At 59.3% G+C, this 24,661-nt stretch carries 29 protein-coding genes; 2 read left to right on the top strand and 27 right to left on the bottom strand.

Going from position 1 to position 24,661, the window contains the following annotated elements:
- Positions 1 to 19 precede the first annotated feature (19 nt).
- The 3 genes from ccmE to PQU98_RS14050 form a co-directional block, all read right to left on the bottom strand.
- Entirely contained in the window at positions 20 to 514 is a 495-nt protein-coding gene (ccmE, locus tag PQU98_RS14060; RefSeq protein ID WP_272745589.1) for a cytochrome c maturation protein CcmE, read from the bottom strand.
- A gap of 190 nt (positions 515 to 704) precedes the next feature.
- A complete protein-coding gene (gene ccmI / locus PQU98_RS14055) occupies positions 705 to 1,778 on the bottom strand; it encodes a c-type cytochrome biogenesis protein CcmI (protein WP_272745588.1) in 1,074 nt (357 codons plus the stop codon).
- Positions 1,779 to 1,899: 121 nt separating this feature from the next.
- Entirely contained in the window at positions 1,900 to 3,267 is a 1,368-nt protein-coding gene (locus PQU98_RS14050) for a hypothetical protein (RefSeq protein WP_272745587.1), read from the bottom strand.
- Positions 3,268 to 3,723: 456 nt separating this feature from the next.
- Here PQU98_RS14050 and PQU98_RS14045 point away from each other — a divergent pair, with 456 nt between their 5' ends.
- Positions 3,724 to 4,401, top strand: coding sequence for a hypothetical protein (locus PQU98_RS14045; protein ID WP_272745586.1), 678 nt, complete (start codon positions 3,724 to 3,726; stop codon positions 4,399 to 4,401).
- Positions 4,402 to 4,654: 253 nt separating this feature from the next.
- Here PQU98_RS14045 and PQU98_RS14040 read toward each other — a convergent pair whose 3' ends face one another.
- The 17 genes from PQU98_RS14040 to PQU98_RS13965 form a co-directional block, all read right to left on the bottom strand.
- Positions 4,655 to 5,311: a hypothetical protein gene (locus tag PQU98_RS14040; RefSeq protein WP_272745585.1), complete on the bottom strand. Its 657-nt coding sequence runs from the start codon at positions 5,309 to 5,311 to the stop codon at positions 4,655 to 4,657.
- A gap of 178 nt (positions 5,312 to 5,489) precedes the next feature.
- Positions 5,490 to 6,917: an ATP-binding protein gene (locus PQU98_RS14035; protein ID WP_368408161.1), complete on the bottom strand. Its 1,428-nt coding sequence runs from the start codon at positions 6,915 to 6,917 to the stop codon at positions 5,490 to 5,492.
- A complete protein-coding gene (locus PQU98_RS14030; protein WP_272745584.1) occupies positions 6,914 to 7,594 on the bottom strand; it encodes a response regulator transcription factor in 681 nt (226 codons plus the stop codon). Before PQU98_RS14030 ends, PQU98_RS14035 begins: the two co-directional genes overlap by 4 nt.
- Positions 7,594 to 7,998, bottom strand: coding sequence for a hypothetical protein (locus tag PQU98_RS14025; RefSeq protein WP_272745583.1), 405 nt, complete (start codon positions 7,996 to 7,998; stop codon positions 7,594 to 7,596). Before PQU98_RS14025 ends, PQU98_RS14030 begins: the two co-directional genes overlap by 1 nt.
- A gap of 237 nt (positions 7,999 to 8,235) precedes the next feature.
- On the bottom strand, positions 8,236 to 9,201 hold the full coding sequence (locus PQU98_RS14020; protein ID WP_272745582.1) for a DnaJ C-terminal domain-containing protein: 966 nt from the start codon (positions 9,199 to 9,201) through the stop codon (positions 8,236 to 8,238).
- Positions 9,202 to 9,255: 54 nt separating this feature from the next.
- Positions 9,256 to 12,990, bottom strand: a complete 3,735-nt coding sequence (locus PQU98_RS14015; protein ID WP_272745581.1) for a baseplate multidomain protein megatron — start codon at positions 12,988 to 12,990, stop codon at positions 9,256 to 9,258.
- A gap of 139 nt (positions 12,991 to 13,129) precedes the next feature.
- Positions 13,130 to 13,495 carry an NlpC/P60 family protein gene (locus PQU98_RS14010; protein ID WP_272745818.1) on the bottom strand — a complete coding sequence of 122 codons (366 nt, stop codon included), beginning with the start codon at positions 13,493 to 13,495 and terminating at the stop codon, positions 13,130 to 13,132.
- A gap of 296 nt (positions 13,496 to 13,791) precedes the next feature.
- Positions 13,792 to 14,463, bottom strand: a complete 672-nt coding sequence (locus PQU98_RS14005) for a phage/gene transfer agent baseplate hub protein (protein ID WP_272745580.1) — start codon at positions 14,461 to 14,463, stop codon at positions 13,792 to 13,794.
- A 71-nt stretch (positions 14,464 to 14,534) separates the two neighbouring features.
- Positions 14,535 to 15,143 (bottom strand): DUF2460 domain-containing protein, encoded by a 609-nt coding sequence (locus tag PQU98_RS14000; protein ID WP_272745579.1) that lies wholly within the window; start codon positions 15,141 to 15,143, stop codon positions 14,535 to 14,537.
- Positions 15,144 to 15,319: 176 nt separating this feature from the next.
- Positions 15,320 to 15,823 carry a phage tail tape measure protein gene (locus PQU98_RS13995; protein ID WP_272745578.1) on the bottom strand — a complete coding sequence of 168 codons (504 nt, stop codon included), beginning with the start codon at positions 15,821 to 15,823 and terminating at the stop codon, positions 15,320 to 15,322.
- Positions 15,820 to 16,002, bottom strand: a complete 183-nt coding sequence (locus tag PQU98_RS17100) for a phage tail assembly chaperone (RefSeq protein ID WP_368408160.1) — start codon at positions 16,000 to 16,002, stop codon at positions 15,820 to 15,822. Before PQU98_RS17100 ends, PQU98_RS13995 begins: the two co-directional genes overlap by 4 nt.
- Positions 15,999 to 16,238, bottom strand: coding sequence for a gene transfer agent family protein (locus tag PQU98_RS13990; protein ID WP_272745577.1), 240 nt, complete (start codon positions 16,236 to 16,238; stop codon positions 15,999 to 16,001). The genes PQU98_RS17100 and PQU98_RS13990 overlap by 4 nt, the downstream gene beginning before the upstream one ends.
- 19 nt (positions 16,239 to 16,257) lie before the next feature.
- A complete protein-coding gene (locus tag PQU98_RS13985; protein WP_272745576.1) occupies positions 16,258 to 16,665 on the bottom strand; it encodes a phage major tail protein, TP901-1 family in 408 nt (135 codons plus the stop codon).
- Positions 16,666 to 16,818: 153 nt separating this feature from the next.
- Positions 16,819 to 17,226, bottom strand: a complete 408-nt coding sequence (locus PQU98_RS13980; RefSeq protein ID WP_272745575.1) for a DUF3168 domain-containing protein — start codon at positions 17,224 to 17,226, stop codon at positions 16,819 to 16,821.
- 2 nt (positions 17,227 to 17,228) lie between these two features.
- Positions 17,229 to 17,558 carry a hypothetical protein gene (locus PQU98_RS13975; RefSeq protein ID WP_272745574.1) on the bottom strand — a complete coding sequence of 110 codons (330 nt, stop codon included), beginning with the start codon at positions 17,556 to 17,558 and terminating at the stop codon, positions 17,229 to 17,231.
- Positions 17,555 to 17,818 (bottom strand): head-tail connector protein, encoded by a 264-nt coding sequence (locus PQU98_RS13970; protein WP_272745573.1) that lies wholly within the window; start codon positions 17,816 to 17,818, stop codon positions 17,555 to 17,557. The genes PQU98_RS13975 and PQU98_RS13970 overlap by 4 nt, the downstream gene beginning before the upstream one ends.
- Positions 17,819 to 17,972: 154 nt before the next feature.
- Positions 17,973 to 19,187 carry a phage major capsid protein gene (locus tag PQU98_RS13965; protein WP_272745572.1) on the bottom strand — a complete coding sequence of 405 codons (1,215 nt, stop codon included), beginning with the start codon at positions 19,185 to 19,187 and terminating at the stop codon, positions 17,973 to 17,975.
- 301 nt (positions 19,188 to 19,488) lie between these two features.
- On the opposite strand from PQU98_RS13965, the gene PQU98_RS13960 reads away from it, so the two are divergent.
- On the top strand, positions 19,489 to 19,893 hold the full coding sequence (locus PQU98_RS13960; protein ID WP_272745571.1) for a hypothetical protein: 405 nt from the start codon (positions 19,489 to 19,491) through the stop codon (positions 19,891 to 19,893).
- Here the strand turns inward: PQU98_RS13960 and PQU98_RS13955 are convergent.
- From PQU98_RS13955 to PQU98_RS13925, 7 genes are all read right to left on the bottom strand, one after another.
- Positions 19,847 to 20,284 (bottom strand): HK97 family phage prohead protease, encoded by a 438-nt coding sequence (locus tag PQU98_RS13955; RefSeq protein ID WP_272745570.1) that lies wholly within the window; start codon positions 20,282 to 20,284, stop codon positions 19,847 to 19,849. The two genes, PQU98_RS13960 and PQU98_RS13955, sit on opposite strands and share 47 nt — an antisense overlap.
- Positions 20,281 to 20,511 carry a hypothetical protein gene (locus PQU98_RS13950; RefSeq protein WP_272745569.1) on the bottom strand — a complete coding sequence of 77 codons (231 nt, stop codon included), beginning with the start codon at positions 20,509 to 20,511 and terminating at the stop codon, positions 20,281 to 20,283. Before PQU98_RS13950 ends, PQU98_RS13955 begins: the two co-directional genes overlap by 4 nt.
- Positions 20,504 to 21,694: a phage portal protein gene (locus tag PQU98_RS13945; protein WP_272745568.1), complete on the bottom strand. Its 1,191-nt coding sequence runs from the start codon at positions 21,692 to 21,694 to the stop codon at positions 20,504 to 20,506. Before PQU98_RS13945 ends, PQU98_RS13950 begins: the two co-directional genes overlap by 8 nt.
- 119 nt (positions 21,695 to 21,813) lie before the next feature.
- Positions 21,814 to 23,100: a DNA-packaging protein gene (locus PQU98_RS13940; protein ID WP_272745567.1), complete on the bottom strand. Its 1,287-nt coding sequence runs from the start codon at positions 23,098 to 23,100 to the stop codon at positions 21,814 to 21,816.
- Complete coding sequence (locus tag PQU98_RS13935) at positions 23,009 to 23,419, bottom strand: hypothetical protein (protein WP_272745566.1); 411 nt, start codon at positions 23,417 to 23,419, stop codon at positions 23,009 to 23,011. The genes PQU98_RS13940 and PQU98_RS13935 overlap by 92 nt, the downstream gene beginning before the upstream one ends.
- Positions 23,420 to 23,548: 129 nt before the next feature.
- Positions 23,549 to 23,914, bottom strand: coding sequence for an endonuclease domain-containing protein (locus PQU98_RS13930; protein WP_272745565.1), 366 nt, complete (start codon positions 23,912 to 23,914; stop codon positions 23,549 to 23,551).
- A 66-nt stretch (positions 23,915 to 23,980) separates the two neighbouring features.
- Positions 23,981 to 24,463, bottom strand: coding sequence for a YcgN family cysteine cluster protein (locus PQU98_RS13925; protein ID WP_272745564.1), 483 nt, complete (start codon positions 24,461 to 24,463; stop codon positions 23,981 to 23,983).
- Positions 24,464 to 24,661 lie beyond the last annotated feature (198 nt).

Here is a 24,661-nt window from a genome sequence, read left to right as displayed (position 1 = left end):
GTATAGGGAGTTTAGCACTTTACAGTTTTTCAAGTGGCAACCCTCGTCCATCTGACGCCCCTGATTCCGGTCGCCACTCGCCCTGTTCTTTCAGCGCCTTGGTCACTTCCTTGGGCATATAGGTTTCGTCATGTTTGGCCAGCACGGTAGATGCCTTAAACGCCTTGGCGCCCGTCAATTGGCCTTCGCATACTACGCCCTGGCCTTCGCGGAACAGGTCGGGCAGATCGCCCTGATAGGTCACGGTCATGGCATCCAGATTATCCATGACCTCAAACGTCACCGACCCATCGGAGTTTTTGACCACCGATCCGGGGGCGACCAGCCCACCCAGACGCATGGTAGTATTAAGCGGCGCATTGGCCGCCACCGCCTGACCCGGCGTGTAGAAATAGACCACGGAATCGCGCAGGGCAAAGAGCGTCAGCCCCACAGCGCCCGCCAAGATCGGGGCCACCCACAAAAATAGCACAAGCCTGCGCCGCGCCTTGATTGATTTTGGCCAGAAATTCATGAGCCCGTCCACATATTCATCCAGCCCAAACTCTCCGCCCCACTTTGTGGGGAGGGGGACCGCGCCGGTTTACCGGCGGGGTGGAGGGGTATGAGGCAAACCCTACCCCTCCGTCTTTTGCCCCGCTCAGTGCGGCTCAAAAGCCACCTCCCCACTGCGTAGGGAGGAGAAAAGAAAGCGTCATCATACATTACTCACTCCCTACCGGTCGCGTAGCCTTGTTCAGAATCGCCGCCACCTGATCGGGATTATGTCTATACTGTGCACGGATCGCCGCTATCGTGGCCGCCTCCGCCGCCTGATCTTTCAGCACCCGGTGCGCCCGCAGCAGCCGCGCCCAGCCATCAGGATCATCAGGCGTGGTTTTCAGTCGTGCGGTCAGGTTACCCACCATGCCTTGAATCTGCGCGCTCACCTGCGCCTGCGCCGTGCGGGCCTCATTGAGCGCGGTCAGGTCAGCCGCAATCGTTTCCCGGCGCGGATCACCGGCGGGCAGTTGGCTCAGCACCTTATCAAAGGCCGCTTTTGCCGCATCAAAGCGGCCATCATCGCGCAGGATTTTCGCCGTATAATAGAGACCTGAAATATCATTTGGATCGCGCTTTAACGCCTCAGCAAAGGCGTTACGCGCACTGTCATCGGCCACGCCATCCGCCGCCAGCACCAGCGCCTCACCAAAATCAGACCAGCCCTCGGCGCGCGCAGGGTCAAGCCTGACCGAGATTTCAAGGGAGCGCGCACCGTCGAAATAGTCACCGGCCATGACCTGATGGCGGCCCAGTTGCTGCCAGTAGCCGGCATCGTTTTTGTGATCGCCGGCGCGGGCTTTCAGCACTTCGGCCATCGGTTTGGGCGGCAGGGCATCGGGGTTCGCTTGCGCCGCTTTCGTCCACGCTTCAAGCCGCTGCGCATACGGCTGATCGGGATAGCCCGGCATCCCCACAAAAACATAAAGCCCAAAGCTTATCGCTGCCACCAGCGCCGCACCGGTCATGACGACCGCGGGCTTAAGCGGTGCCGACGATTCGTTGTGATCGCGGGCGGCTTTCAGCAGGGCCCGCCCCGCCTCGGCCTTTTCCTCCAGCGCCAGATCAGCCTCGATCTGCCCGCGCGCAAGCCTGCGGTCGACATCGTCCACAAAGCGGGCATAGAGCGCCTTTTCACGCGCCAGATCAGACACTGGCATACGGCCTTTCAGCCACAGCACGGCCACCGCAAACACAGTCGCGCTCAAAATCGCGGCAATAACTGAAAACAGGATCATGCCCGCTGATATTCCGGCATTGCGTTAAAACCTTGGCTTTAACAGGAGAGTTTTTTTGTTGTCGCAATATTATAGCCGAAAACCGCTATACACTTTTCGGCATATTGCTCATATCGCTCTCTCAGGCAACCGATTTTGACGGGTTGAGCAAATCGGACGATGCGACACGACGCCGCGCCAGCGCCGCCCGCTCTTCGCCAAACAAGGCGTCGATCAGATCGATCACCCCTTCAAACAAGGCCATGACCGCATCCGTATCAAGCCCCGCATCGTGATTGGCAATCCCGATCAGGTCATCCATATAGCCATCAAGAACCATCTCAACTTCCTGAACCGTTTTGGTCAGCAGCGACGCGTAACCGCCGTTTGAAGCCGTGTGCTTAATGTCTTTCAGGAAGGTCAGAATGGCTTTGGCATTGGTGGTCGCCGCCGCATCCATCGGCGTGCGCACATCGGGATAGTCCTTACGCATCCGTCCGCTGACCTTTTCGGCCTTCATCGGCAGGGCCCCTTGAATGAGCCTTGCCGCCGTTTTCAGGCGCCCTTCGACCAGTTCGGCAATGGTCTTATGCGCGGCCGCGACCCGTTTGCCCCACGGCCCGTCGCGCGCCAGTTCGATATATTGTTCAAGTCCGCTGAGCGCCATCAGACACCGTGAAATGTCCGCCCCGGCCGTGGCCATAAAGCTTAAGTCTTTGGATTTACTGCTCATCAGGCGTTTGAAAGTATCGGTGCGTTCTTCGGCCAGCAGCAGTATGCGCTCCCCGAAATCGGCCAGTTCGGACTCAGCCAGAAAGCGGTCATTAGGTCGGTCAGCCACAACGGCGATAATCTTGATAATCATCGCTCCGTCTTCCATATTGGCAAAGATCGCCTCAATGAAGCGCACGCCGGCGTCCTCAGAGAACGCGCAGGCGTCCTTGTACCATAGCCGTAAGGTCGCGGCCTTTTCGGCATCGATCCGCCCCATCCAGTCGGGCAGCCGGTTCAGATACTGCCGCAGCAGCCGGTGCAGGTCGAGGTAGTGGGCAAATTCCGAAACTTCGCGCAGGTCGCGCTGATCATGGCCTTTGGCTACCACACTTAAGGGGTCATCGCGCAGTATCCGCGCCCCCGCCGTCACCAGCCGGAAAAACGGCACCGGTGTCGGATCATCGTCCCTCAGGCTGCGCGCCGCCATACCCGCCTCCGCGCACAACTGCACCTCAGCGGTTTGCAGTTCCCGCCACAGATTATTCAGCAGCCAGGTTGGGAACACCTCGGCATCCAGCCCGTCTTCGCGCGCCTGAAACAGCGGCAGGTACGGCGCGAACACCAGATCGCGGACATGACGCGATTCCATCTCCAGCAGCACCAGCCCGCGCACCTGCTTCATCTTGGCATCACGCGACAAAGCCAGCGCCTTATCCAGCGTGCGCAAAGCCCCAATAGGCATGGTTTTCACCAGGCCTTTGACCAGACTAAGCTTCTGGGGCGGGATGTCGGACATATTGTTAGTTACTCGGCTGATACTTTATGGCCTAACTATGCCCCGTACAGGGTTAACAGGGCGATAATCAAGGGTGCTAGCACCCTTGACCCGGAACTGGGCGCGGGTCGGGGCGGCGGCGCTTCTCCTCCCTACGCTTGCGTGGGGAGGTGGCATCGAGCCTTGGCGAGATGACGGAGGGGGCAGCGCGGATATATGCAATAGCAAAAGACGTATACCGCTTATCATCGTTACCCAGCGTGGTAGCGGGGGCTAAGGGTCGCGCTATCCCCCTCCGTCCGCTGCGCGGCCACCTCCCCATTGCTACGCAATAGGGAGGAGAAATAACACCCACCTCCCTACGAAGTGGGGAGGTGGCATCGAGCCTTGGCGAGATGACGGAGGGGTAGCTGAACAAGCGACTTGAAAGAATAAAACAACCCTGCCAGTAAATACCTGGTCTCAAAGAGGAATATTATGACACCGCTTCAACATGAAACCGTCTGGAAATTCATACGTGGTGATGTGGGCACTCAAGAGTTTGAAACATGGTTTTACGCACAGGAAGAAGCCCTAAAACATGATCTGGGAGAAACGCTTCACTTTGACATGATCTCGCTAGATTATTCAGATCGTAATGGCGTGTTTGAAGTAAAACAGAAACTCGAAAAATTGGTGCGCTCCACCTTGAAATGCGAATGTATCTCCTTGAGGGACAAGGATGTCATTCCAATGGGATGTGATGACCGCGATCAACGCTTTTTCGAGACGGTAAACCGTCACTGGCAAAGTGATGACAGATGGTGGCTGTCTCTGAACACTTGCAAAGTCTGCCATCAGAATTGGATCATAGCGCAGGAAGAGCGCATTTTTGATGATTATTTCATTGAGCGAATTGCCCCGGAAATTGCAAACCTGATCCTTACACAGAACCGTTGGCCGGACATGTACTTAACTTATGAGGCGGTTCTCAAAGTCGGGCGGGAACGCAGCCAACCCTGCCGGTTTTTTGACAGATTACCTCCGTCGCTTGTCTGGACGGCCCAGGATCTGAAACAAAACCGGCCGGACATCAGCATCCCCGAAATAGCATGGCTTTTAGGTATTGATGAGGATCATGTAAAAGAACTTTTGGCGGCTAAATCTCCTAAATAGTCATACCTCCCCAACTCGTTGGGGAGGGGGACCGCACGAAATCGCACAGCGATGAGATGTGGTGGTGGGGGCCAACGACGACGCCCCCCTCCGTCTGCTCACTATGTTCGCATCCACCTCCCCATTGCTACGCAACAGGGAGGAGAAATAACACCCTCCTCCCTACGAAGTGGGGAGGTGGATTTTGCGTTAGCAAAAGACGGAGGGGGCAGCGCCAGTCATAGTGTCCACCCAGCATGTCAGGGATATTTAACTACAAAACCGCCGTATTAGGTTCCAGACCGGCCTTCCAACGAAGATATGAAGCTTCAAACCGTTCCAGATCACGATTTGAACGCAGGCCAGCACCGAACACCAGATCAACACCTTGTTCGCCTCTCGCCTTCACCATACGATTGGCCAAGATCCGCTTTGGACTTCCTTTGGGCATACGCTCGATTTCCTGAGAAATGCTATCAGCTATGGGCCTGCGTTTGAGGTAAGACCACCCCATAAGGAAAAACAGAATAGCCCCATCGGCTACACGCTCACGCAGCTCTTTATCGCTAAACTGACTAAACCACACCTCATAGGATTTAAGCCGAAAAGCAACAACGGACAGGCTGTCATTACCCTGTCCGAGATTATCAATATTATCCCATTTAATCTTTTTAATAGGGCCGCGTTTATACTGTACGCCAACGCCATCGGCTAAAACATAAAGCTTCATATCTTTGATTTTTTTAGTGCCATATACACACATCAATATGAGCGCAAAACCTACCGTAGGCGCAAAAATACGGAAAAATGGGTCTGGCAGCGGATTATTAAGTAGAAGCGTGGCTATAAACATCAGCCCCATAAGCGCATTTAAGCCAAAAATTACCGCGATAAAACCCCATCGCTTATGGCACCGAACCGCGTCTGACATACTTCCCCCTCCGAATCTCTAAGCCTACCCTATCATACCTCCCCAACTTGTTGGGGAGGGGGACCACACGAAATCGCGTAGCGATGAGATGTTGTGGTGGGGGCCAACGGCGGCGCCCCCCTCCGTCTCGTCGCTGCGCACCGATCCACCTCCCCCAACAAGTTGGGGGAGTATAAGTCTAAACCCGCCCCAACGGCAGTTTCAGCGTTACCTTAAGCCCGCCGATCGTGGCGCGATCAAACGTCAATTCCCCGCCGTAAGCTCGCACCAGTTCATCGACAATGCTCAACCCCAGACCCGATCCCGGTGCGCTTTCGTCCAGCCGCGCGCCGCGTTTCAGAACCTCATCATAACGCCCCTCCGGCATGCCGGGGCCGTCGTCCTCAACGGTGACTGTCATAAACGGCACGTCCGCCTCAGCCACCGCCGTCACGCGGATATTTTTGCGGCACCAGATGCAGGCGTTCTCAATCAGATTGCCGATAATTTCCTGAAAATCCTGTTTCTCACCGCGAAACGCCAGATCCTCCGGCGCGCGCCAGTCGATGACCACATCCTTGTCGCGGAACACCTGCTCCAGCGTCACCGCCAGTTCATCCAGCACCGGCTCAATCGGTGTGCGCTCCCCCATCGTCTGAGACCGTGCCGCCGCCCGCGCCCGTCTGAGGTGATGATCGACCTGACCCCGCATGGTCTCGGTCTGACGGCGGACAATATCGGGCAGATTTTCATCGGCGTCCTGCGACGAACTCAACAGCACCGACAGCGGCGTTTTAAGCGCGTGGGCCAGATTGCCGACATGGGTGCGCTGCCGCTCCAGCACCTCCTGATTGCTATCCAGAAAGCCGTTGATCTGATTAGCAACCGGCATGATTTCCGTCGGATACCGGCCATCGAGGCGCACCTTGCGCCCTTCGCGCACATCATGGATTTCGCCAGTCAGCTTAAACAGTGGACGCAAACCAATCCGCACCTGAAGGAAGATCGCCGCCAGCGACCCCAGCGCCAGAATGACCATAGCTATGGCAATCAAAAACCCGAACCGGCGCACCCCGGCATCCATCGGTGTACGGTCTTCGGCGGCCACAAACACAAAGGCCCGCCCCTTGATCAGGGTATAGATGGCGGCGGCCCGCAGCGGTGCGCCTTGCGGCCCCGTCACATCGTAAAATGACGCCGCACCAGAACTGGCGCGAATATCCGACAACACATTGGCCGGCACAGCAATGTCATCGTTCCACAGCGAGCGCGAGCGCGATTGCACAGTCACCTCACCGTTTGCGCCCACTTCGCTGACCTGCCAGTAAAGACCGGAATAGACGCGCTGGGTGCGGGTATCGAAAAAGCTTGGCGGCACGATTTTGCCGTCCATATCAAGGTCGGTATCGGAATATAGATTGTCGGCTAACTGCCCGACATTCTGCTGAAAGCGCTCAAGCTGGGCCTGATGGAAAAAGCCGGTCAGGGTGACGGAGGTGACGACCAGCGCCAGAATAAACCACACGCTGGCCAACCGGATCAGATGCCCGACCAGAGACCCCGGCGCTGCGTTCCGGTCTGCCCAGAACACCTTGCGCTTCAGCCATAACCAGCCAGCATTGCTCACAGGTCGGCGACCTCATCGGCCAGCGGTTTCAGCCGGTAGCCTAAGCCGCGCACGGTCTCGATCCGGTCAGTGCCGATTTTCTTGCGCAGGCGGCCCATGAACACTTCGATGGTGTTGGAGTCGCGGTCGAAATCCTGATCATAGAGGTGCTCGACCAGCTCGGTGCGCGAAATGACCCGGTTCTGGTGCATCATCAGATAATGCAAAAGCCGGTATTCCAATGACGTCAGCCGCAGCGGCTCACCATTGACCGACGCCCGCGCCGCCCGTGGATCCAGCCGCACGCCACCGCAGATCAGCAGCGGCTGGGCATGACCGGCGGCGCGGCGCACCAGCGCCCGCAAGCGCGCCAGCAGTTCTTCGGTATGGAACGGCTTAGTCAGATAATCATCGGCGCCGGCATCAAAGCCCGACACCTTATCGCTCCACGCCCCGCGCGCCGTCAGGATCAGCACCGGCGTGGTCTTGCCGTCGCGGCGCCATTTCTCCAGCACCGACACGCCGTCAATCTTGGGCAGGCCCAGATCCAGGATCACGCAGTCATAGGGCTCAGTATCGCCCAGAAAATGCGCTTCTTCGCCGTCCGGGGCGTGATCGACCACATAGCCCGCGTCCTGCAATGAGGTTTTAAGCTGACGTGACAGGTCGGGATCGTCTTCGGCCAGAAGTATGCGCATTATCGTTCACCCACTATACGGCCGGAATTGGTATCGACCAGAAAATCCACGCGGCCCCGCTCAGTCGCCACCCGTACCCAGAAAATGGCACCTTTTTCAGGCCCGGCATCAAGCACGCGGCCACGAGACTGGGCGATGGCGATAGCGCGGTTCAGACGGTCATCGCGGCGCGGTTCATTGTCCTTATTGTCGCGGCTGCGTTCATCGCGGCCACGATCGCGGTCACGGCGGTCATTGTTCTGGGCCAGCAGAAACGGCGCGGCGGCGGACACCTCAAGACGCACCGATTGCGCCTGTCCCGCAGAGGGCAAGCCAATGGCCAAAACCGCACACAAGATGGTAACTGCCTGTTTCATAGCGTCATTGATACCCCCGAACACCTGAACCTTATCTGAACGAGACAAGCATAAAAGCTTTATTTACGGTATACCCTTAGAACCTCCCCTGTTGCAGGGGAGGAGGGAGGTCTGAAGCTCTCAAGTAGCGAAGCGATAGAGCATCATTATGTCAGACCGGAAGGTGGGGTTAAAACCGCCGCTATATAACCCCACCTGTCACTCCGTGACATCCTCCCCTAAAATTAGGGGAGGGGTTTAGCGCGTAAAAAATAGCTATGCCTCCAATAGGAGGAGTTCTTTACATTATTTTCGCTTAAACGCGGTAACCGACGGCACATAGCCGCCGTCTTTGCGCCAGTCCTCACAGAATTTGACCAGATCATCGTCGATCGCATCCGGTAAAGCGACCACTATATGCGCAAACAGATCACCGCGCTGACCGGTCTTGGCATCCAGCCCGCCGCGACCTTTCAGGCGCAATACGCCGCCGGAATTACTGCCCTTAGCCAGACTGACATTAACCGGCCCGTCAGGGGTATTGGCCTGCACCTTACCACCCAGCACGGCATCCGGGATGGAGACAAACAAATCCATATGCAGGTCAGAGCCATCGGGACGGAAAATCGGGTGGGCATTGACGCGGATTTCGACCAGCGCATCGCCCGAAGGCCCGCGCCCCGTGGGTGATGGTGCCCCCTGGCCTTTCAGACGCAGGGTCGCGCCATCCTTGGTGCCCTTTGGGATGTTAACATCGACCGTGCGGCCATCGGAAAACAGCACCCGGCGGGTATTGCCAACAATCGTGTCCATCAGATCGACATCGAGCCGGACTTTGAGGTCAGCGCCCTTGGTGGGTTGCGTTTGACCGCCGCCAAACCCGCCAAAACCTGCGCCTGCGCTACCGCGGCTGCCGCCACCGAACATATCGAAAATATCGTTCAGATCAACGCCGTCAAAGCTGCCGCGCGCGCCACCGGGGCCATAGGCACCGGACGCCCCGCCCGTACCCCCGCCAAAGCCTCCGCCTGCCCGACGGAAGGTCTCGCGGCCATCGGCGTCAATTTCCCCGCGGTCGAACTTCTTGCGTTTTTCCGGGTCTTTCAGGAAATCAAAGGCGCCACTGACGCGCTTAAAGCGCTCCTCGGCGACCTTGTTGCCGGGGTTGCGGTCAGGGTGCAGTTCCTTAGCCAGCTTGCGAAACGCCTTCTGGATATCATCGGCACTGGCGTCACGCTTGACGCCCAATTCAGAATAAGGATCTGTGGCCACACCGCCTCCGGACACTAAAAACACTATTGCGAGGGGTGTGCTAGGCGCTTTAGGTCATAAGGTCAACTTGAGCCGCAAACCCCATCCATAGATTTGTGACTTTTGCGCGATATCAAGGTGACTGTCGCTATCAAACCCGCTCGGAAAATCAGCCTCTCGCCACGCCGCCGGATAGGTGAAGCTTTCCGTGCCCACCTCGATTTCGCGCCGCAGATCATCGCCCTGATAAAAGCGCAAACGATAGCGCTCTATCTCCTCGCACAAGGGCGGCTCACCTTCCCAGCCATCACCGCCAAAGCGGGCGCAGCGATGCCATGTAATGCGCAGATCATCTCCCGACCAGCGTACCCGCCCATGCACCGGCGCACGGGGACGAAGACTTAAACCCTGCCATGTCGCCGTGATATCCACCGCTCCCGCCGCCGCCCCGCCAAAGCCGATCGGCCCCGCCCGCCACAGGCGTGGCAGGCCGATTTCATCAGCGCTCATATCGGCGCGGGCCATCTCATCGGGAAGGGTGATGACCTCAGCCCCATTCGCAACGCCCGCGTTCAGGGCATGCAACGTCCCCCCCTGACCGCGCATCAGCCCACTCAGGCGATAGTGCCGCGCCGACAGCATTTGGGCCGTCCGGTACTGAATGATCTCCCATTCGCCGTTTTGCGCCCTCACGCACAGCCGGTTGCGCCCGGCCAGAAGCTCGGATTCCGCCACACTGACCGGTGCATCGCTTTCAAGGTAAACATCGAGAAACGCCCCATCATGCAAACAATGGGCCCGCTGTGGTGGCAAAGCCATCAGCGTATAACCGACCCCGCCCGTCACCTGCACCCGACCGCGCAGACGTAAACTGCCTGCACCCGCCCCCACATAGATATCGGCCCCCTGCCAGGGTGAGGCCGAGGGAATCAACACCGGTGTCGCCCTGTCCTCAGCGGTGAACGGCGGCAGATCCATCAGACGCAGGCCCGTCATAATCGGCTGGGTGATCGCCCCGCCCGTCGCCCCGTCCGGTTCCGCATTTGGCCAGGCACGCACCATAGGAGCAGGCACCAAGGTCGCGCTTGGTTGCTCACCGGCCTCAATCGCCGTCACCCGATAAGCGCAGACATCACCCTCCAGCATAAGCCCGTCGCCGATCTCCAGCCGCAGCAAATCGAGCGGGTCGATATCGAGGGTCACCGTATGGCGCACCCGTTGCAGGGCCGACAAAAGATAATCGGCATGGTCAGCCGCCTGACCGGTGGTCAGCGATAACGGCAGATCGATGCTGATCCGATCAGCCCCCGCAACCTCATCATGGCGCATCGTCACGGCCTGAAGCTGATAGTCGCGGTCAAGGTCATAGGCCCGCAGGGTCAACAGCCCCGGCACCTCAATCAGATCACGCCGCGCCATGACGGGATTACGATCCTGATAGGCCAGTTCGGCCCGCAGCATATTCCTATCCACCCCATGCCGAGACGACAGTAGCGCCACGCCCCCGCCGCGCTCGGCCACCTCCAGCCCCAGATAGGACAGCACCGGCGACAGGGCCTCAAACGCTGACATCGGCTGCTCGATCACATAGCCATCGATGGTGCCTTCGACTTCGCTCAGATCAAGGTCGGTCAAACCGGCTTGCTGCGCAATATCGGCGATCAGGTTGCGCACCTCACCGGCCCCGACCCGGCCATTGAGCCAGTGGCCAGTACGCCAGTTGCCGGCATCGCCCCACAGATCGACCTTCTGCGGAAAATACGGGTATGGCCGGGCGTCCCAGCACCAGACTTCCATGCCACTGATCATCCGCCCACCATAGACCGGACTGAGCGGATTGTTGGCGGCCTCCCCATAATAGGACGCCAGCGCCATCAGGTAAGCCCTTTGCGCGCGGTCATCGCGCGCACCATTGGAAAACGGCGGCACATGGCTTTCCGAGCTTTTGGGATCAAGAAACAGGTTCGGCGCATTGGGCCCTTTATCAATCGCGCCGCAGCCATATTCGATAAAGCGGATCGGTTTCGATTGCGGCACCCACGCGGTCGGGGTCACGGAACGCACGCCGCCGATGCGGTCATGGTGCGGCATCGACCACCAGCTTAAGATATCCTTGGGCCGGTAAACCCACGGCTCGCCGAAGGCGCCATCGGTGATCGGCGTGCGCATCTGCGCCGTTCGATCCGCGTCTGAGGCATAGTACCAGTCAAAGCCTTCGCCGCCGCGCACCCGGCTTTTGAGGTAGGCAGGGTCATAGATATCGGCGGCCACATCCGCATCCAGATGCGCGCCCTCACGCCAATCGGTGAGCGGCGCATACCAGTCGATGCCGACGAAATCGATATGATCGTCCGCCCACAGAGGATCGAGGTGAAAGACCGCATTCCCGCCGGTCTGGTGACCGAAATATTCGCTCCAGTCGGCCCCGTAGGAGATCTGCGTGTCTGCCCCCACAAGGCTGCGCACCTCGGCGGCCAGCATCCGTAGATGCCCCACTGCCGGATAGACACCCGCAGCACTATGCAGCGTCGTCACCCCGCGCATCTCAGACCCCAGCACAATGGCGTCAACACCGCCCGCCTGCACGCCAAGCGTCGCCACATGGCGCACAAAGCGCTTAAAGCCCCAGTCGCCGTCAAAGAACTGATCGACCTGCGTCGTCACCGCCGCCGTACCATCTTCCGCCGAAGTGATCCGCCCGCGCCAGGGAAAAGCCGCCTGTTGCGCGCCTCCGTACGGGTCAGGCAGGTCATTATCCGCCGGTACATCCATCAGGATAAATGGGATCAGTGTGACCTCATAACCCTCGGCTTTCAGGGCCTCAATCGCCGCCACCACCGTCTGATCAGACGGCGTTCCGCCGTAAACCGGCCTACCGTCAATCGTGCTGATCAGATAGGCGTCTTGGCGCGATACTCCGTCCACGGACCATGTCAATGGCGTAGTCACTTTCACGGCCTGCTCGACGCCCGGTTTGATCTGACACTCACCCACGCGAAGGTCATTGCCGAACCAGCTAATGACCAGATTAACGCGCTTTACATTGGGCAGATGCGCTTTCAACTGCGCCAGCGACACCAAAAAATCGGTGCGGCCATCCTGTGTATTTTGCGTTTCATAGCGCGCGCCGGTCAGCCCTTCGCGGACGGCATTGGGCTGCGTCGCATAGATAAACTCCCCCGCCCCAGGGATAAGGCACACCCCGTCGATCAGGCTTTCCAGATCGTCATACTCACCCTTGGGGCGGCGGAACACCTCAACCGACAGATTGGGCGGACGATTGCCAAATTCGGTCAGGGGCAGGTCTTCAAACACCATATAGGCCAGCCCGCGATAGGCCGGCGCATGGCCCTCAATCGCCTCAATGGCCGCGTCAGGCATCTGGTCATCGTCACCCAGATAAAGCCGGTAACTGTACTTCGACTGGTCCAGCAACTGCCCATCGGCCCAGATGCGCCCGATGCCGTCAATCGGCCCTTCGCATAACCCCACCGCCATCGACAGGCTGTAGGTAAAGCTCTCGGTCTTGGGCGATGATTTACTGGCGCGGGTCGTAGTGCGGTTTTCCTTCAACCCCGCCGCCCAGATGACGGTGCCCGCTACCCGCGCCCGCCCAAACACCTGCTTGACCGGCTCGCCCTGAGCACTGGCGTTCAGGCGCACACCACTAAGGCGCGGCCCGACCGTGCGTGTGGGGGCCAATGAATTGACGATGGTTTTGTCGATGGCCGCGCCGATCTGAGACCCGATAAACCCGCCGACCGGCCCGCCCAAATAGGTGCCGACCGCGCTTAAAATAACCTGTGCCATTAAGACCTTTCTCTCCTCCCCATTACATGGGGAGGTGGATTTTGTGAGCGAAGCTCACGAAAGACGGAGGGGCCAGAGGCAGCTTAATACCCCTCCGCCTCGCAAGCTCGGCACCTCCCCACTGCGTAGGGAGGAGGTTTTATGAAAACCGAAACGCCGCCACCGCCTGTTTTTGCCAGAATGGCTTAAGCCACGACGCCACCACCGCATGGCCCCAATAGGCATGGATGATCTGCGCGCGCGGATCGCCAAAATCATGCAGCAAAATCGCAGCATGTTTCGCCACCGCCCCCGCTTTCATGCGGAACACCAGCACATCGCCGGCCTGCGCCGCCGTGAGCGGGATAGTGCGAAAATGCTGCGCCATGCCCTCCAGCAAAACCTCGCGCCCGCCGACCTCCGCCCAGTCGGGACTATAGGACGGCAGGGCCATTGGCTCATTGCTGTAAAGTTCCCGCCATACCCCGCGGATCAGCCCCACACAGTCGCACCCAACCCCTTTCAGGCTGGCCTGATGCTGATAGGGCGTACCGATCCAGGTTTGGGAAATGTTAGTTGCGCTAACGCTACGCTCCTTGAGCGCGGGATTTTTACTTGCGCTAACGCTACGCTCCTTGAGCGCGTTTACCTCCTCCCTGTTCGGCACGAATGGGGAGGTGGATTTTGACGGGCAAGGCCCGGCTAAAGACGGAGGGGGCATCACCGTCGCGTTATCCCCCTCCGTCATTGGCGAGCTTATACTCACCAATGCCACCTCCCCATGCTGACGCACAGGGAGGAGATCAAAAGTTTCACGAAGTCTCATCTCCCTGAACCCTGACGACGCGACGCTCCATCCAACGCATCGCCCGCCCGCGGATAAAGGGTTAGGAAATCTTCACCCGGCAAGTCAGGAAAGCCCCTGAAATTGTGCGCATTACCGTAAGCTTCGCGGCAGGTACGGTAGCGCTTATCGCAAACGCCCGAAGGCGCACTCAGGCCACAGCGGTCATCCCCAAGCACAGCATCACACAGGTGCGTAAACCGGCGTCCAATGATGCGGTTAAGCTTCGCCGCTGCCCCTTCGACATGGGCGACAAACGACGCGCCTTCAGACGTTCCGCCGCGCGCCTCAATCCGCCCCAATGTGCCTGACGACATCAGCACAAACTGATCCGGTGCTGTCCAGTCGATCACATATTCACGGATGCCTGCCTCGTCATATAGCCCGGCCTCGACGTCCGCAGACGTGAGGCGGCCATCGCTCAAAATGCCCGACACCGCGCCTGAGCCTTCGGCCCCCAGCGCCTGCTCCGCTGCCCCTTTGGTGAGGCCCGTCGCGGCTATGCAGACCACGCCCTGAAAGGTGATATCGGCGTCATGATCGGTAAAGCTCAGCACGATGCCATCATTGCGTTCGATCAGCCAGACATGGCACAGGCTCGCCGCCCCGGCCTCCAGCGCCGAGGTTATGCCAGCAGGTACATTTCGCATAAAACATCCTCATGAACCTCCCCTGATGCAGGGGAGGGGGACCGCGCCGGTTTACCGGCGGGGTGGTGGGGTTAAGTATGAATCTCGATCAGCGCCACGGCCGCCACGCGACCGGCCTCAAAGCTTTCCAGCGTCATTTCTATGCGGTCGGAATTAAAGCGCACCGGCACGTCAAATTCATACCCCGCAGATATCACCGCACCCGCAACCGGAGCCGTGCTGAATGTCACTTGACCCGTAACAAAATCGACCGTCGGCGTGGCCGTGGCGCCGTTTACCGCCACCGTCACCGTGCCTTCGACGGGCTTGGCAATCGGGCGCATGACAGCACCATAGGCCTTGGTCAATTGAAAGGTTTTTCGCACGCCATCGCCGGTACCGATCACTTGGTCCGTGGACGACACTACAGCATTCAGCGCCCCACTTTTGAAGTCGGCAAAGTCTTTAAAACGAAAGCCATGTAACCGCCCTTCCCTCGCCTCATAAAAGGTCAGGAGTTCGGCGGCATCGGTCAGCGAGCGCACACCCGCCCCGATCAGATAATGCCTTCGCCCTTGCGCCCACGGGCTGATGCGCCGCTCATAACCGGACGCCAGCGTTGTGATTTCGGTGCGCCGCTCAATCGACACACCCGACCCGAAGGCCAGCCGCACCGGAAAGCGGATATCGTGAAACGTCATGGTCAACCTTTCTCCTCCCTACTGCGCTCAAAAAGCGAAGCGTTAGCGCGCTTAAAAGCGTGGGGAGGTGGATGCGAATGAAATGAGCAGACGGAGGGGGATTGCCCTGACGAAGTTACCCCTCCGTCGCTTCGCAAGCTCAACGCCACCTCCCCACGCAAGCGTAGGGAGGAGATTTACCGCAACCCCAACCGCGCGGCGCGATTAAGCGCGCTGGCGATCTGGGCTTCGGAGCGGATTAGCCCCTCACCGCCGCCACTGACATTGAGCGTGATGTTGACGTTTTGCCCACCCGCGCCCGTCTCAATCGAACCCGACGTGGCCGGTCGAAACAGCTCCGGCCCGCGCTCACCCACAAGGTAAGCGCCGCCACGCGTCACCGGCCCGCCATCGGCGCGCGCACCGGAAAAGACGCTGCTGATCCCCGACAGAACATCCCCCAAACCGCCGCCCTGAGACCGCGCCGCCGCATTGACGGCGCTAATGACCGCAGACGCCAGTTCGGCCATGGAAATCTTGCCGTCCGACGCCGCCCGCCCCAAAGATCGCGCCAGGGACTCGCCCGCCTTTGAGAAGGCCTGATCGATGGCATCAGCGCTTTCCTGCGCGGGGCCTTCCAGCCCTTTCAGCGCCACCGCCGCGGCATTGACGCTTTGCGTAAAATTATCGAAACCGTTCATTTCTTATTGTCCGGAAATAATGTCATCAGGGTGTGTAAGTCATCCCTCGGCAAGACGGGCAATGTGGGCAACGTGATCAGGGCCAGCCATTCGGACAGCGACAACGACCAAAAGTCCGCAGGCGTCAGCCCAATCTCAACCACCGCCTGCCGAAGACGTTGTTCCCAACCAACATTCATCGCAGGGCACCAAAGGCCGCGACAACGGCGTCGAGCGCTTCCTGAAAGCCAATATCGAGGGTGGAAATGTCTTCCATGCACAGCGCTGACAACACCACCGACAGATCCGCAGCACTCAAGCTTTTCAGCCGCTCACCCAGCGCCTCCAGCCCCGTCACACCGAAATGGTGCTCCATCGCGGCCAACGCCCGGAGAGTCACGCACAGCCGCACCTTACGCCCGCCGAGCGTGGCCATGACTTCGCCCCTCATGGGATTAAAGGGCGACAAAACTGATCTCTCCCGCCGAGGCCAAGGTCATGGCAAAAGTCGCCTCGCCGTCATGATCACCAGCATAGTCGAGTGCCGCGATCAAAAACGGCCCCTCAAATCGGCCAAAGTCCGGCACGATCAGTTGCCATACTTTCTGGGCCTGTGCGAAAAACGCCTCGCGCATCAGAGCATCGGACGCCGCATCGCGGAACACACCCGAACCCGATACCGACAGGGCCTTAACGCCCGCGCCGGACAGCAGTTCACGCCAGCCACCGGCACTCTCAGAATCGGTCACATCGACCGTGCGGGCATTCAGTGAGATCGTGCGTGCCCGTAGGCCCGCCACCGTAACGAAGGCAGCACCATCTTCTATTTTCAGCAACATATCGCGGCCTTTTTGCAGGGCCATGAGCATTCTCCATGTTAAACCCTCCCCCTGATTTCAGGGGGAGATGTCGTGAAACGACAGAGGGGGTTAAAGGGGCTTCAGAAAATTAACCCCACCACCATCTGCGCTATGCTTGATGGTCCCCCTCCCCTAAAATTAGGGGAGGTTCTAAATTTAAACCGCCTCGGTCACCGCCCGCACGCGTACCAGCCCGTAGATTGTGCGCTGATCGGTGCCCCGGAATACATCGACGTAAGAGACCCGCAGGTTCGCCAGCCGGTTGCCCTCCAGTGTTAACTGCGCACTGTCGAGAATGACCCGCAGCTCGGCCGCCACAGCCTTGGCTTCTTCGGTGCCGTAAAAGCGTGACACGCACGATAAGGTCACGATCTGCTCGGTGATCTCATCGCCGCCAGCCGCCAAAGGCCTCGCCTCGACGCGGTTCAGCGTCACGTAAGGGTAGATGATCTCTTCGGGCAATTCGTCATAAACGCGGACGGCATTCCCCAGCCAGAGTTTGAGACTATCCTGCGCACGCAGGTGGGTAATCAGCGCCTGTTGCAGCGCATTGAGCGGGTTCATGGTCACACAGTTCTTTCGATGCGAAGGCGGAAATTCTGATCCGCCCCCTCATCAATCGATCTGATAATCCAGTCGGCGCCCTTGAGATGAAGCTCATCTTTTGGCGCCAAACCAGCCCGTGTGCGGACGATGAAGGTAGCGGTCTGTAAAACATAACCGCGGCCATCGGTGCCGGTGACTAGTGAGGGGACATCCGGCTGAAAATCACCCCAGATCGTGCCGGTCAGGGTGCGGGTTTTTAAGCGCCCGCCTTGCGCCGTCTCGGTTGAGGCCACGCTATAACAGCGCGCCGGGGTTTGCAGATTGAGCGCCTTGAGCGGGGATAGGGTCATAGCCGCACCTGACGATAAGGGGCGATCCACGGCTCAACGGAATCGAGTGTCATCTCCCCGCGCGACTGATAACCAACGGCTACCAGATTAAGTACGGCCAGCCGCAGAGGGGCCGGTGACGCCTCATCAAGCACAAGCCCAAGTGCCGCGTTGAGCCGAGCACTTGCCGCCGCGATCAGGGTGGCAATCAGCGCGTCCTCTTCGTCATGAGACACACGCAGGAACAGCTTCGCCTCGATAAGCGAAACAGGATCGGACATGGTGGGAATCCTTTATCAACCTCCCGCCCCGTTTACGGGGAGGGGGAACCACGAAGTGGTGGGAGGGGCAGCCTTACGGTCGACCTGCCCCTTCCGTCTTTTTGCTGTCGCAAAAATCCACCTTCCCCGTAAACGGGGCAGGAGATCTAATTCGCTAAGATACCGCGAATTTCATGACCTTAATCGCATCAAAATTCTGCACCCCGCCGCCGACACGCTTGGTGGTATAGAACAGGACATAGGGCTTGGCCGAGTACGGATCACGCAGCACCGACAGGCCCGCACGATCGACAATCAGATAGCCCTTGGCGAAGTCACCAAACGCGATCGACAACGAATTGGCCGCGATATCCGGTACGGTCTCGATCTCCTGCACCGGGTAGCCGAGCAGCAGCGGCAATTGCCCGGCCTGGGTTGCCGGATGCCAGATGTAATTACCGTCGGCATCCTTGAACTTGCGGATACGGGCGGCGGTGCGGCGGTTCATCACAAAGTGCGCATTGCTGCGGTACTGCGATTTCGGCGCGTAGATCAGGTCGATCAGCGCATCGACCGGCGACAAGGCTGCGAACGCACCCGCCGCGCCCGACGCGATATGGCCGATCTGGCCCCAGGTCGCCGACGCATCCGCCGCTGTGGTATAGTTCAGGAACCCGCGCGGCTTATTGACCCCGTCGCCGTTGACGAAGGCTGCGGTTTCCTGTGCGGCAAAACTGTCCTCAATCTCGGACGCCAGCCATTCGTCGAGGTTTATGAACGCATCATCCAGCAAGGCCTGCGTCGCCGCCGGTGCCGCATAAAGCTCCGCCGCCGGAAACTCCAGCAGGTTCAGGGTTGACGGATCGGTCTCAGGACGCGCCGCAGTTTCGGTCACCCAGTTCGCCACCACGCCAACGGTCGAAATCGGCTTCTTGAACGTCGCCGCACCGACGGTACGCACCGTGGCCAGCGAGCGCATGGGCGACACCTGCGCCAGACGGCGCTCAATGAAGCGCTCGGTCTCAACCGGCGCCATAGCGCCCGAACCGGATGCCGTCGACAAACCGGCCTTGAGCTCCAGCGTCACCCGACCGGATTTCAGATAACCATCCCAGGCCGATTTGGCCTCTGTGACAGTTTCGCGCGCGTCTGCGGCTTCGACCGCCGGACGCGATTTCAGGCTCAGCAGCCGGTTCAGGCGCGCCTCAGCCGCTTGCAGGCCGCCTTCGATACGCTCAAGTTTGTCGCCGATCAGCCCGTCGGCGCGCTTCATCTCAATCGCCGAAAGTCGCGCATCATTGGTGGCCTTGAACGCCTCAAACGCGCTCAAAACTTCGTGCAACGCGGCCCGCACTTCGGGCGAAGCTGTGGCCTGTTTCACTTCTTTCATTCATGTCTCCTTAAATGTCTCCTCCCTATCGCTCTGCGATGGGGAGGTGGATTTTTGGCAGCTTGCTGACAAAAAGACGGAGGGGGACGGCACTGTCGCTACCCCCGCCACCGCATCTCATCGCTGTGCGATTTCGTGCGCCCCCCTCCCCGGCATGCCAGGGAGGTAAAGTAAAATTATGCCAGTTGCCCCCTCCGTCACGGCCCGCTCAAAGCTGGCCGCGCCACCTCCCCCGCTTCGCAAGGGAGGAGGAAATCAAACAACTTGATTTCGTGGATCAAACCGTCATCATGCTCTTGCCATGTCTGATTTCACACCTCTTGAAACCGCCGTCCTCGACAACATTTGCGCTGATTACGGCGACTTTGGTGAAACTTTACGGGCCCTGCTTGCGTCAGCAAAAGTCAGCGAACGTGACAACACCGGGCATGGATTTTACACGACGATAATCGTCAACAAGACACTGCCAGCCATAGCTCCTGAACTGGCCCGAATAGATGGGCCGGATGCGCACATGCTGGGCATGGGTGAAGGCATGATCATGGGCTTCATACTTTGGTGCGAGAACGGTTACCCGCAAAGCCTTGAGGCCTTTCAATATGGTGATGCCAAAGGCGATACGATTGACCTGAAACAGTATGATCTTTCGGCATTACGCTTCAGCCATATTGAACCGCTTCTGAAGGGTGAAACGGAACCATCTTAAAACGCGCACTCGGCAGCATGGGAAAGGTCACGAACGACACTTCCCACAGGTCGATTTCGGTCAGTACCCGCAACCGCCGCGTCTCATCCGGTCTCGATTTCACCGTGCGAAAGCCAATGGAGAGGCCATCCAGCGCCCCCGCCCGGATCAGGCCTTGCACCAGGCGGGCCTCCGGCGTCAGATCAAACACCCGACCGCGCACAAACAATCCGGCGGCATCCTCAGACACCTCATCCCACACTCCGACCGGTGTGGTGGAACCATGCTGATAGAGCATCTTCACGCCCTCAGACCCTGTGCGGGTCAGCGACGCTTTAAATGCCCCCGGCACCACCACATCGTCATTCAGATCGCGCTCAAAAAACCGAGACGCATAGCCTTCGATGATCATAAATGTCCCCGATCCAGCTTGGTTTCGATCCGCTCCAGCGACGCCCGCGTGGCCAGCGACTGTTCCTCCAGCCGCGCCAGCCGCTCCGTCAGTCCGGCCTGTTGCTCCAGCCGTTTTTCGGTCGCTTCAATCCGCGCCGACATCCGCCCGACCCACAACAACACAAACGCCGTGTGGACGATGACTGTGACCACGACCGTGATCGGCACGCCGAATACATCAGTCATGGTCGCAATCTCTCGATTCATTGGCCTCGCGCTTCACGTCCGCCAGCCCCGCCAGTTGCCGCCGCTCGACATCACTGAGGAAGCTCGCCGCCTCAAGCCGCGCCCACAAAGCGTCGCGCTCTGCCGTCAGGGCGGGCAAACCCTCAAGGTCGCACACGATGCGCGCGCCGGAAAATTTCGGCTCAAGCCACGCACTCAGCGACCGCGTGGTTTTTTCCACCAGCGGCAAAATCGTGTGCCGCCAGAACGCGCCATTGGCCTCACGATAGTTGGCGTAAGAATTATCGCCGGGTATGCCCAAAAGTTGCGCAGGCACGCCGAACGACAACGCAATATCACGCGCCGCCGCGTGTTTGCCCTCGATAAAATCCATATCGGCCGGCGTTAGCGACATCGGCTTCCAGTCCAGCCCGCCCTCCAACAATAACGGCCGACCGGCATTATTGACGCCCGCATGGGCCTCAGCCAGTTCGCTTTTCAGCCGCGCAAACTGATCTTCGGTCAGACGCTGAGAGCCCTTGGTGCCATAGACCAGTGCCCCCGATGGCCGCGCCGAATTATCAAGCAGCGCCTTATTCCAGGCCCCCGACGCATTGTGGACATCAATCGAAAACGCTGCGGCCTCCAGCGGCGAAAACCCGTACCAGTCATCAAGCGGGTGCCACAGTTTAAGGTGCAAGACCTTAAGCCAGCCCGCTTCATCACGGCCAATAGCGATCTTCTGGCCGCCGACGCTGTACTGGTACGCTTCGGGCCAGCCCTTGGCGTTGGGGACGACCTGCATCCGGTCGGGCCGCAGATTCCACAGCTCAAACGGGGCATTATCGATGACCGCGGCTTCAACATAGGCATTGCCCGCGGTTTGCAGCGAGCCATAAATCGCCTCGCGCAGGTCCGCCCCGCCTTGTTCGCCATTGGGCCGCTCAATCAGGCGGCAGAGCGGATGATCCGTCACCCGCTTGCCGTCATGCTCAACCCGCAACGGCACGGAGGCGGCGGCTTCAATAATCATGCGCACACACCGATAAGCGACGGCATTTTTCATGAAGCCTTCGGACGCCAGCGACGCATAATCGCGCGGGGTCCATTGGGCCTTGCCCATCTGCGACACGGCAATCAGGGTTCGCGCTTCGCTTTGTTTGGTTTCCACCCGTCCGAACAGGCGGTTTAGAAATTTTGACATTTAATCCACTTTTTAAGAACCTCCCCTGATGCAGGGGAGGAGGGAGGCCCGACAGGGCCGGAAGGTGGGGTTAAATTACAAGCCAAAGACTTGGGGCCGGAAGGCCCCAAACCCCTGAACTAAAGGCGACTAAGCCTCGGCTCGGCCCGTCCGGTGATCAACAGCGCTGTCAGCGCCCAGACGAGTGCATCCGCCCGATCCGGAGACTTTGCCGAACCACCTTCACCCCGTCCCATCGCCATCATTTCTTCCTCCAGCTTGAGGAACCGGCCCGCCCCGCAGTGGGTCACCCGCCCCTGCTCATAAAGGGCCGCCACCGGCTCGGCGCGGGCGCGCTTTCCGACCCGCGCATGAACGATCTCAATCGGCACATCGCAGCCCGCCGTCGCCAACAGGGTGCGCACCATGTCGCCGCCCTGATTGCCTTCGGCCACCACCCGATCGGCGCCATGTTCGGCCACCATCTCAACCACCTTCTGGGCCCAGCCCAGCGGCGATGGCTTTTCAACCGTGCCATCCTCAAGCACATAACCACGCCCGTCTCTGCGCCCCGCGACCACGATCCCGCAGGCGTCGCCGTGATCACTGACCGGCGGATCGACCGCCACCACCACGCTGTCAAACTGCGGCGGTTTCGCCCCGTAACAACGCGCAATATCCTCGGCCCGCCACAGGGCGTGATCATCGCTATCGACAATCGCCCCTTCCAGTTCCTGCGCCGCCAGCCGTGTGCCGCCGTAAATAGCCAGCAACCCCGACAGAAAATCCTCGGACAGTCCGGCCTTATTCTCAGCCGTGGCTGACCGCGCCACTTCGACACCCGCTTCGGCCATCAGAGTTTTCAGCGCCCGGATCGGCTTAGGCGTGGTCGTGACGCACAATCTCGGCGCATCCCCCAGACGCAACCCCATCCGCAGCATGGCCAAGGTCTCCGCCGGCTGACGCCACGCACAGAACTCATCGGCCCAGGCATGGTGAAACTGCGGGCCGCGCAACCGTTCCGGCTCCTCCGCAGAAAAGGTGTAGGCGATGGCGCCATTGGGCCATTTCACCCGCCGCCGCGACGGCTCAAAGACAGGTCGCATATCGTCCGCCGCGATGGCCATCAGGCCTGATGGCCCTTCGATCATCACTTCGCGCACATCATGCAGCGTCGCCCCGATCAGGGCCAGCCGCGCCCGCTTAGTCGCAAGCGCCGACAACCATTCCGCCCCCGCCCGCGTCTTGCCCGCCCCGCGCCCGCCTAAAAACAGCCAGGTCGTCCAGTCGCCTTCCGGCGCCAGTTGCACGGGACGGGCCCAGAAAGCCCAGGTCTTATGGAGGCGTCTGAACTGTTCGATCGTCAGGCTGTTCAGCCACGCCTGCCTCGCCTGCGGCGTCAGCAAGGCGATCGAGTTTGCGTTCAAAGAAGCTGCGCCAGTCGGCAAGGGTATTGCCGCCATCGGGTCCGTTCTCTGGCCCGTTATCTGATTCATAGTCTGGGTCATTCATATCCGCGTCTCCGCATGACGCTTCGGTGCGCACGGCCAGATCGTGGATTTCCGCCACGGTCTTGGTCACGGTCAAAAGCGCCTTGGCATGTTTTTCGAGATCGGCCGGTTCCGTTGGCCGCTTAAGCTTTTCCGCATCCGCCACCATCCGATCCGCAACAATCAGCAGCCGATTGATGTGGTCGCGCCTAAGCTTTGCGATTTCATTAGAAGGCAGGGCCGGTGTCGTTTCCATGCACCGAATATGACACACCCCGATATGGCGGGGATTAGCGCGGGGATAGCTAGACTCAGAAAAGAACTCCCCCTGTTGCAGGGGGAGCTTTCATTTGAGGCCCGCCTCAAATGAAAGAGGGGGTAAACCTTACCGCCCGAATACCTTCAGACGTCCCAAGGCGACAATTAAAATCCCCTCTACGGCTTCATCAGGATCAGCCAAAACGTCCCTCGCAGAGATCCTGTAAACCTCAAACCCCTTATCCCGAAGCCTTTGATCGCGAACAATATCCCGTTCAGGCCGGTCACCAACATCATGCGCCATGCCGTCGATTTCGATAGCGAGCCGAGCTTTGGAACAGTAAAAATCCGCCACATAAGGGCCAATTGGATATTGCCTGCGAAACACAGGCTTTCCAGCCTGACGATGTTTCAGGCGTGTCCACACCAGCATCTCCGGCAGAGACATATCTGCGCGTAATGTCTTGGCAAATGAGCGCGTGTCATCCGTCATTTTACCCCCTCTTTGCGTGTATCAAGATACCCGCAAAGCTCCCCCTGCAACAGGGGGAGTTCTGGTTTACCCCTTCGGTTCCCAGTTTGATCGATCCTCAGCCCATTCCATCGCCATAAAATCAATCGCGTCCTCGATGTCGGCAAAGGCCGTTTCCGACACCGTCTGGCCGCGGATAGAGACACCGGCCTTATGGGTGCTGTCGGGGTCACCGGTAATCAGCGGGTGCCAGCGCGGCAGATCCTTGCCCTCATGCAGCCGCCGGTAAGCGCACGATTTCGGCATCCATTCCAGCGCCTCAATATTGTGCGGCGTCAGCTTGATGCAGTCGGGTACATATTTCTTGCGGTTCGGATAGTCAGTACATGTACAGCTATCGGGATTAAACAGCTTGCAGTGAACGCGCGTAGGTATCACCTCACCGGTGTCCTCATCCTCAAACCGCACCAGACAACACAGCCCACAGCCGTCGCACAGGCTTTCCCACTCTGTGCGGTTCATCTGCGACAGGGGCTTGGTTTCCCAGAAAGGTTTGGTGGCGGCGGTCATCGATACTTTCTCCTCCCCTGTTTACGGGGGAGGTGGATGCGAGAGAAACGAGCAGACGGAGGGGGCATACCCCAGAGCGGCGACATGCCCCCTCCGTCACAGCTTGAGCTGTGCCACCTCCCCCGTAAACAGGGGAGGAGGAATAATGCGCCTTATCGGCCCGCCGCGTGTCAAAATCAAGTCCTTGCCGTTTGCGGT

Origin of the sequence: Asticcacaulis machinosus, assembly GCF_028550435.1 — a bacterium.
Taxonomy (GTDB): Bacteria; Pseudomonadota; Alphaproteobacteria; order Caulobacterales; family Caulobacteraceae; genus Asticcacaulis; species Asticcacaulis machinosus.
The sequence above is the reverse complement of the archived record's forward strand: the minus strand, read 5'-3'. Positions and strand labels throughout refer to the sequence as shown.

Coding starts and splice junctions, on each gene's coding strand:
- ccmE (WP_272745589.1), bottom strand. CDS start 514: ATGAATTTCTGGCCAAAATCAATCAAGGCGCGGCGCAGGCTTGTGCTA.
- ccmI (WP_272745588.1), bottom strand. CDS start 1,778: ATGATCCTGTTTTCAGTTATTGCCGCGATTTTGAGCGCGACTGTGTTT.
- PQU98_RS14050 (WP_272745587.1), bottom strand. CDS start 3,267: ATGTCCGACATCCCGCCCCAGAAGCTTAGTCTGGTCAAAGGCCTGGTG.
- PQU98_RS14045 (WP_272745586.1), top strand. CDS start 3,724: ATGACACCGCTTCAACATGAAACCGTCTGGAAATTCATACGTGGTGAT.
- PQU98_RS14040 (WP_272745585.1), bottom strand. CDS start 5,311: ATGTCAGACGCGGTTCGGTGCCATAAGCGATGGGGTTTTATCGCGGTA.
- PQU98_RS14030 (WP_272745584.1), bottom strand. CDS start 7,594: ATGCGCATACTTCTGGCCGAAGACGATCCCGACCTGTCACGTCAGCTT.
- PQU98_RS14015 (WP_272745581.1), bottom strand. CDS start 12,990: ATGGCACAGGTTATTTTAAGCGCGGTCGGCACCTATTTGGGCGGGCCG.
- PQU98_RS14005 (WP_272745580.1), bottom strand. CDS start 14,463: ATGCGAAATGTACCTGCTGGCATAACCTCGGCGCTGGAGGCCGGGGCG.
- PQU98_RS14000 (WP_272745579.1), bottom strand. CDS start 15,143: ATGACGTTTCACGATATCCGCTTTCCGGTGCGGCTGGCCTTCGGGTCG.
- PQU98_RS13995 (WP_272745578.1), bottom strand. CDS start 15,823: ATGAACGGTTTCGATAATTTTACGCAAAGCGTCAATGCCGCGGCGGTG.
- PQU98_RS17100 (WP_368408160.1), bottom strand. CDS start 16,002: ATGAATGTTGGTTGGGAACAACGTCTTCGGCAGGCGGTGGTTGAGATT.
- PQU98_RS13990 (WP_272745577.1), bottom strand. CDS start 16,238: ATGGCCACGCTCGGCGGGCGTAAGGTGCGGCTGTGCGTGACTCTCCGG.
- PQU98_RS13985 (WP_272745576.1), bottom strand. CDS start 16,665: ATGGCCCTGCAAAAAGGCCGCGATATGTTGCTGAAAATAGAAGATGGT.
- PQU98_RS13980 (WP_272745575.1), bottom strand. CDS start 17,226: ATGAACCCGCTCAATGCGCTGCAACAGGCGCTGATTACCCACCTGCGT.
- PQU98_RS13975 (WP_272745574.1), bottom strand. CDS start 17,558: ATGACCCTATCCCCGCTCAAGGCGCTCAATCTGCAAACCCCGGCGCGC.
- PQU98_RS13970 (WP_272745573.1), bottom strand. CDS start 17,818: ATGTCCGATCCTGTTTCGCTTATCGAGGCGAAGCTGTTCCTGCGTGTG.
- PQU98_RS13965 (WP_272745572.1), bottom strand. CDS start 19,187: ATGAAAGAAGTGAAACAGGCCACAGCTTCGCCCGAAGTGCGGGCCGCG.
- PQU98_RS13960 (WP_272745571.1), top strand. CDS start 19,489: ATGTCTGATTTCACACCTCTTGAAACCGCCGTCCTCGACAACATTTGC.
- PQU98_RS13955 (WP_272745570.1), bottom strand. CDS start 20,284: ATGATCATCGAAGGCTATGCGTCTCGGTTTTTTGAGCGCGATCTGAAT.
- PQU98_RS13950 (WP_272745569.1), bottom strand. CDS start 20,511: ATGACTGATGTATTCGGCGTGCCGATCACGGTCGTGGTCACAGTCATC.
- PQU98_RS13945 (WP_272745568.1), bottom strand. CDS start 21,694: ATGTCAAAATTTCTAAACCGCCTGTTCGGACGGGTGGAAACCAAACAA.
- PQU98_RS13935 (WP_272745566.1), bottom strand. CDS start 23,419: ATGGAAACGACACCGGCCCTGCCTTCTAATGAAATCGCAAAGCTTAGG.
- PQU98_RS13930 (WP_272745565.1), bottom strand. CDS start 23,914: ATGACGGATGACACGCGCTCATTTGCCAAGACATTACGCGCAGATATG.
- PQU98_RS13925 (WP_272745564.1), bottom strand. CDS start 24,463: ATGACCGCCGCCACCAAACCTTTCTGGGAAACCAAGCCCCTGTCGCAG.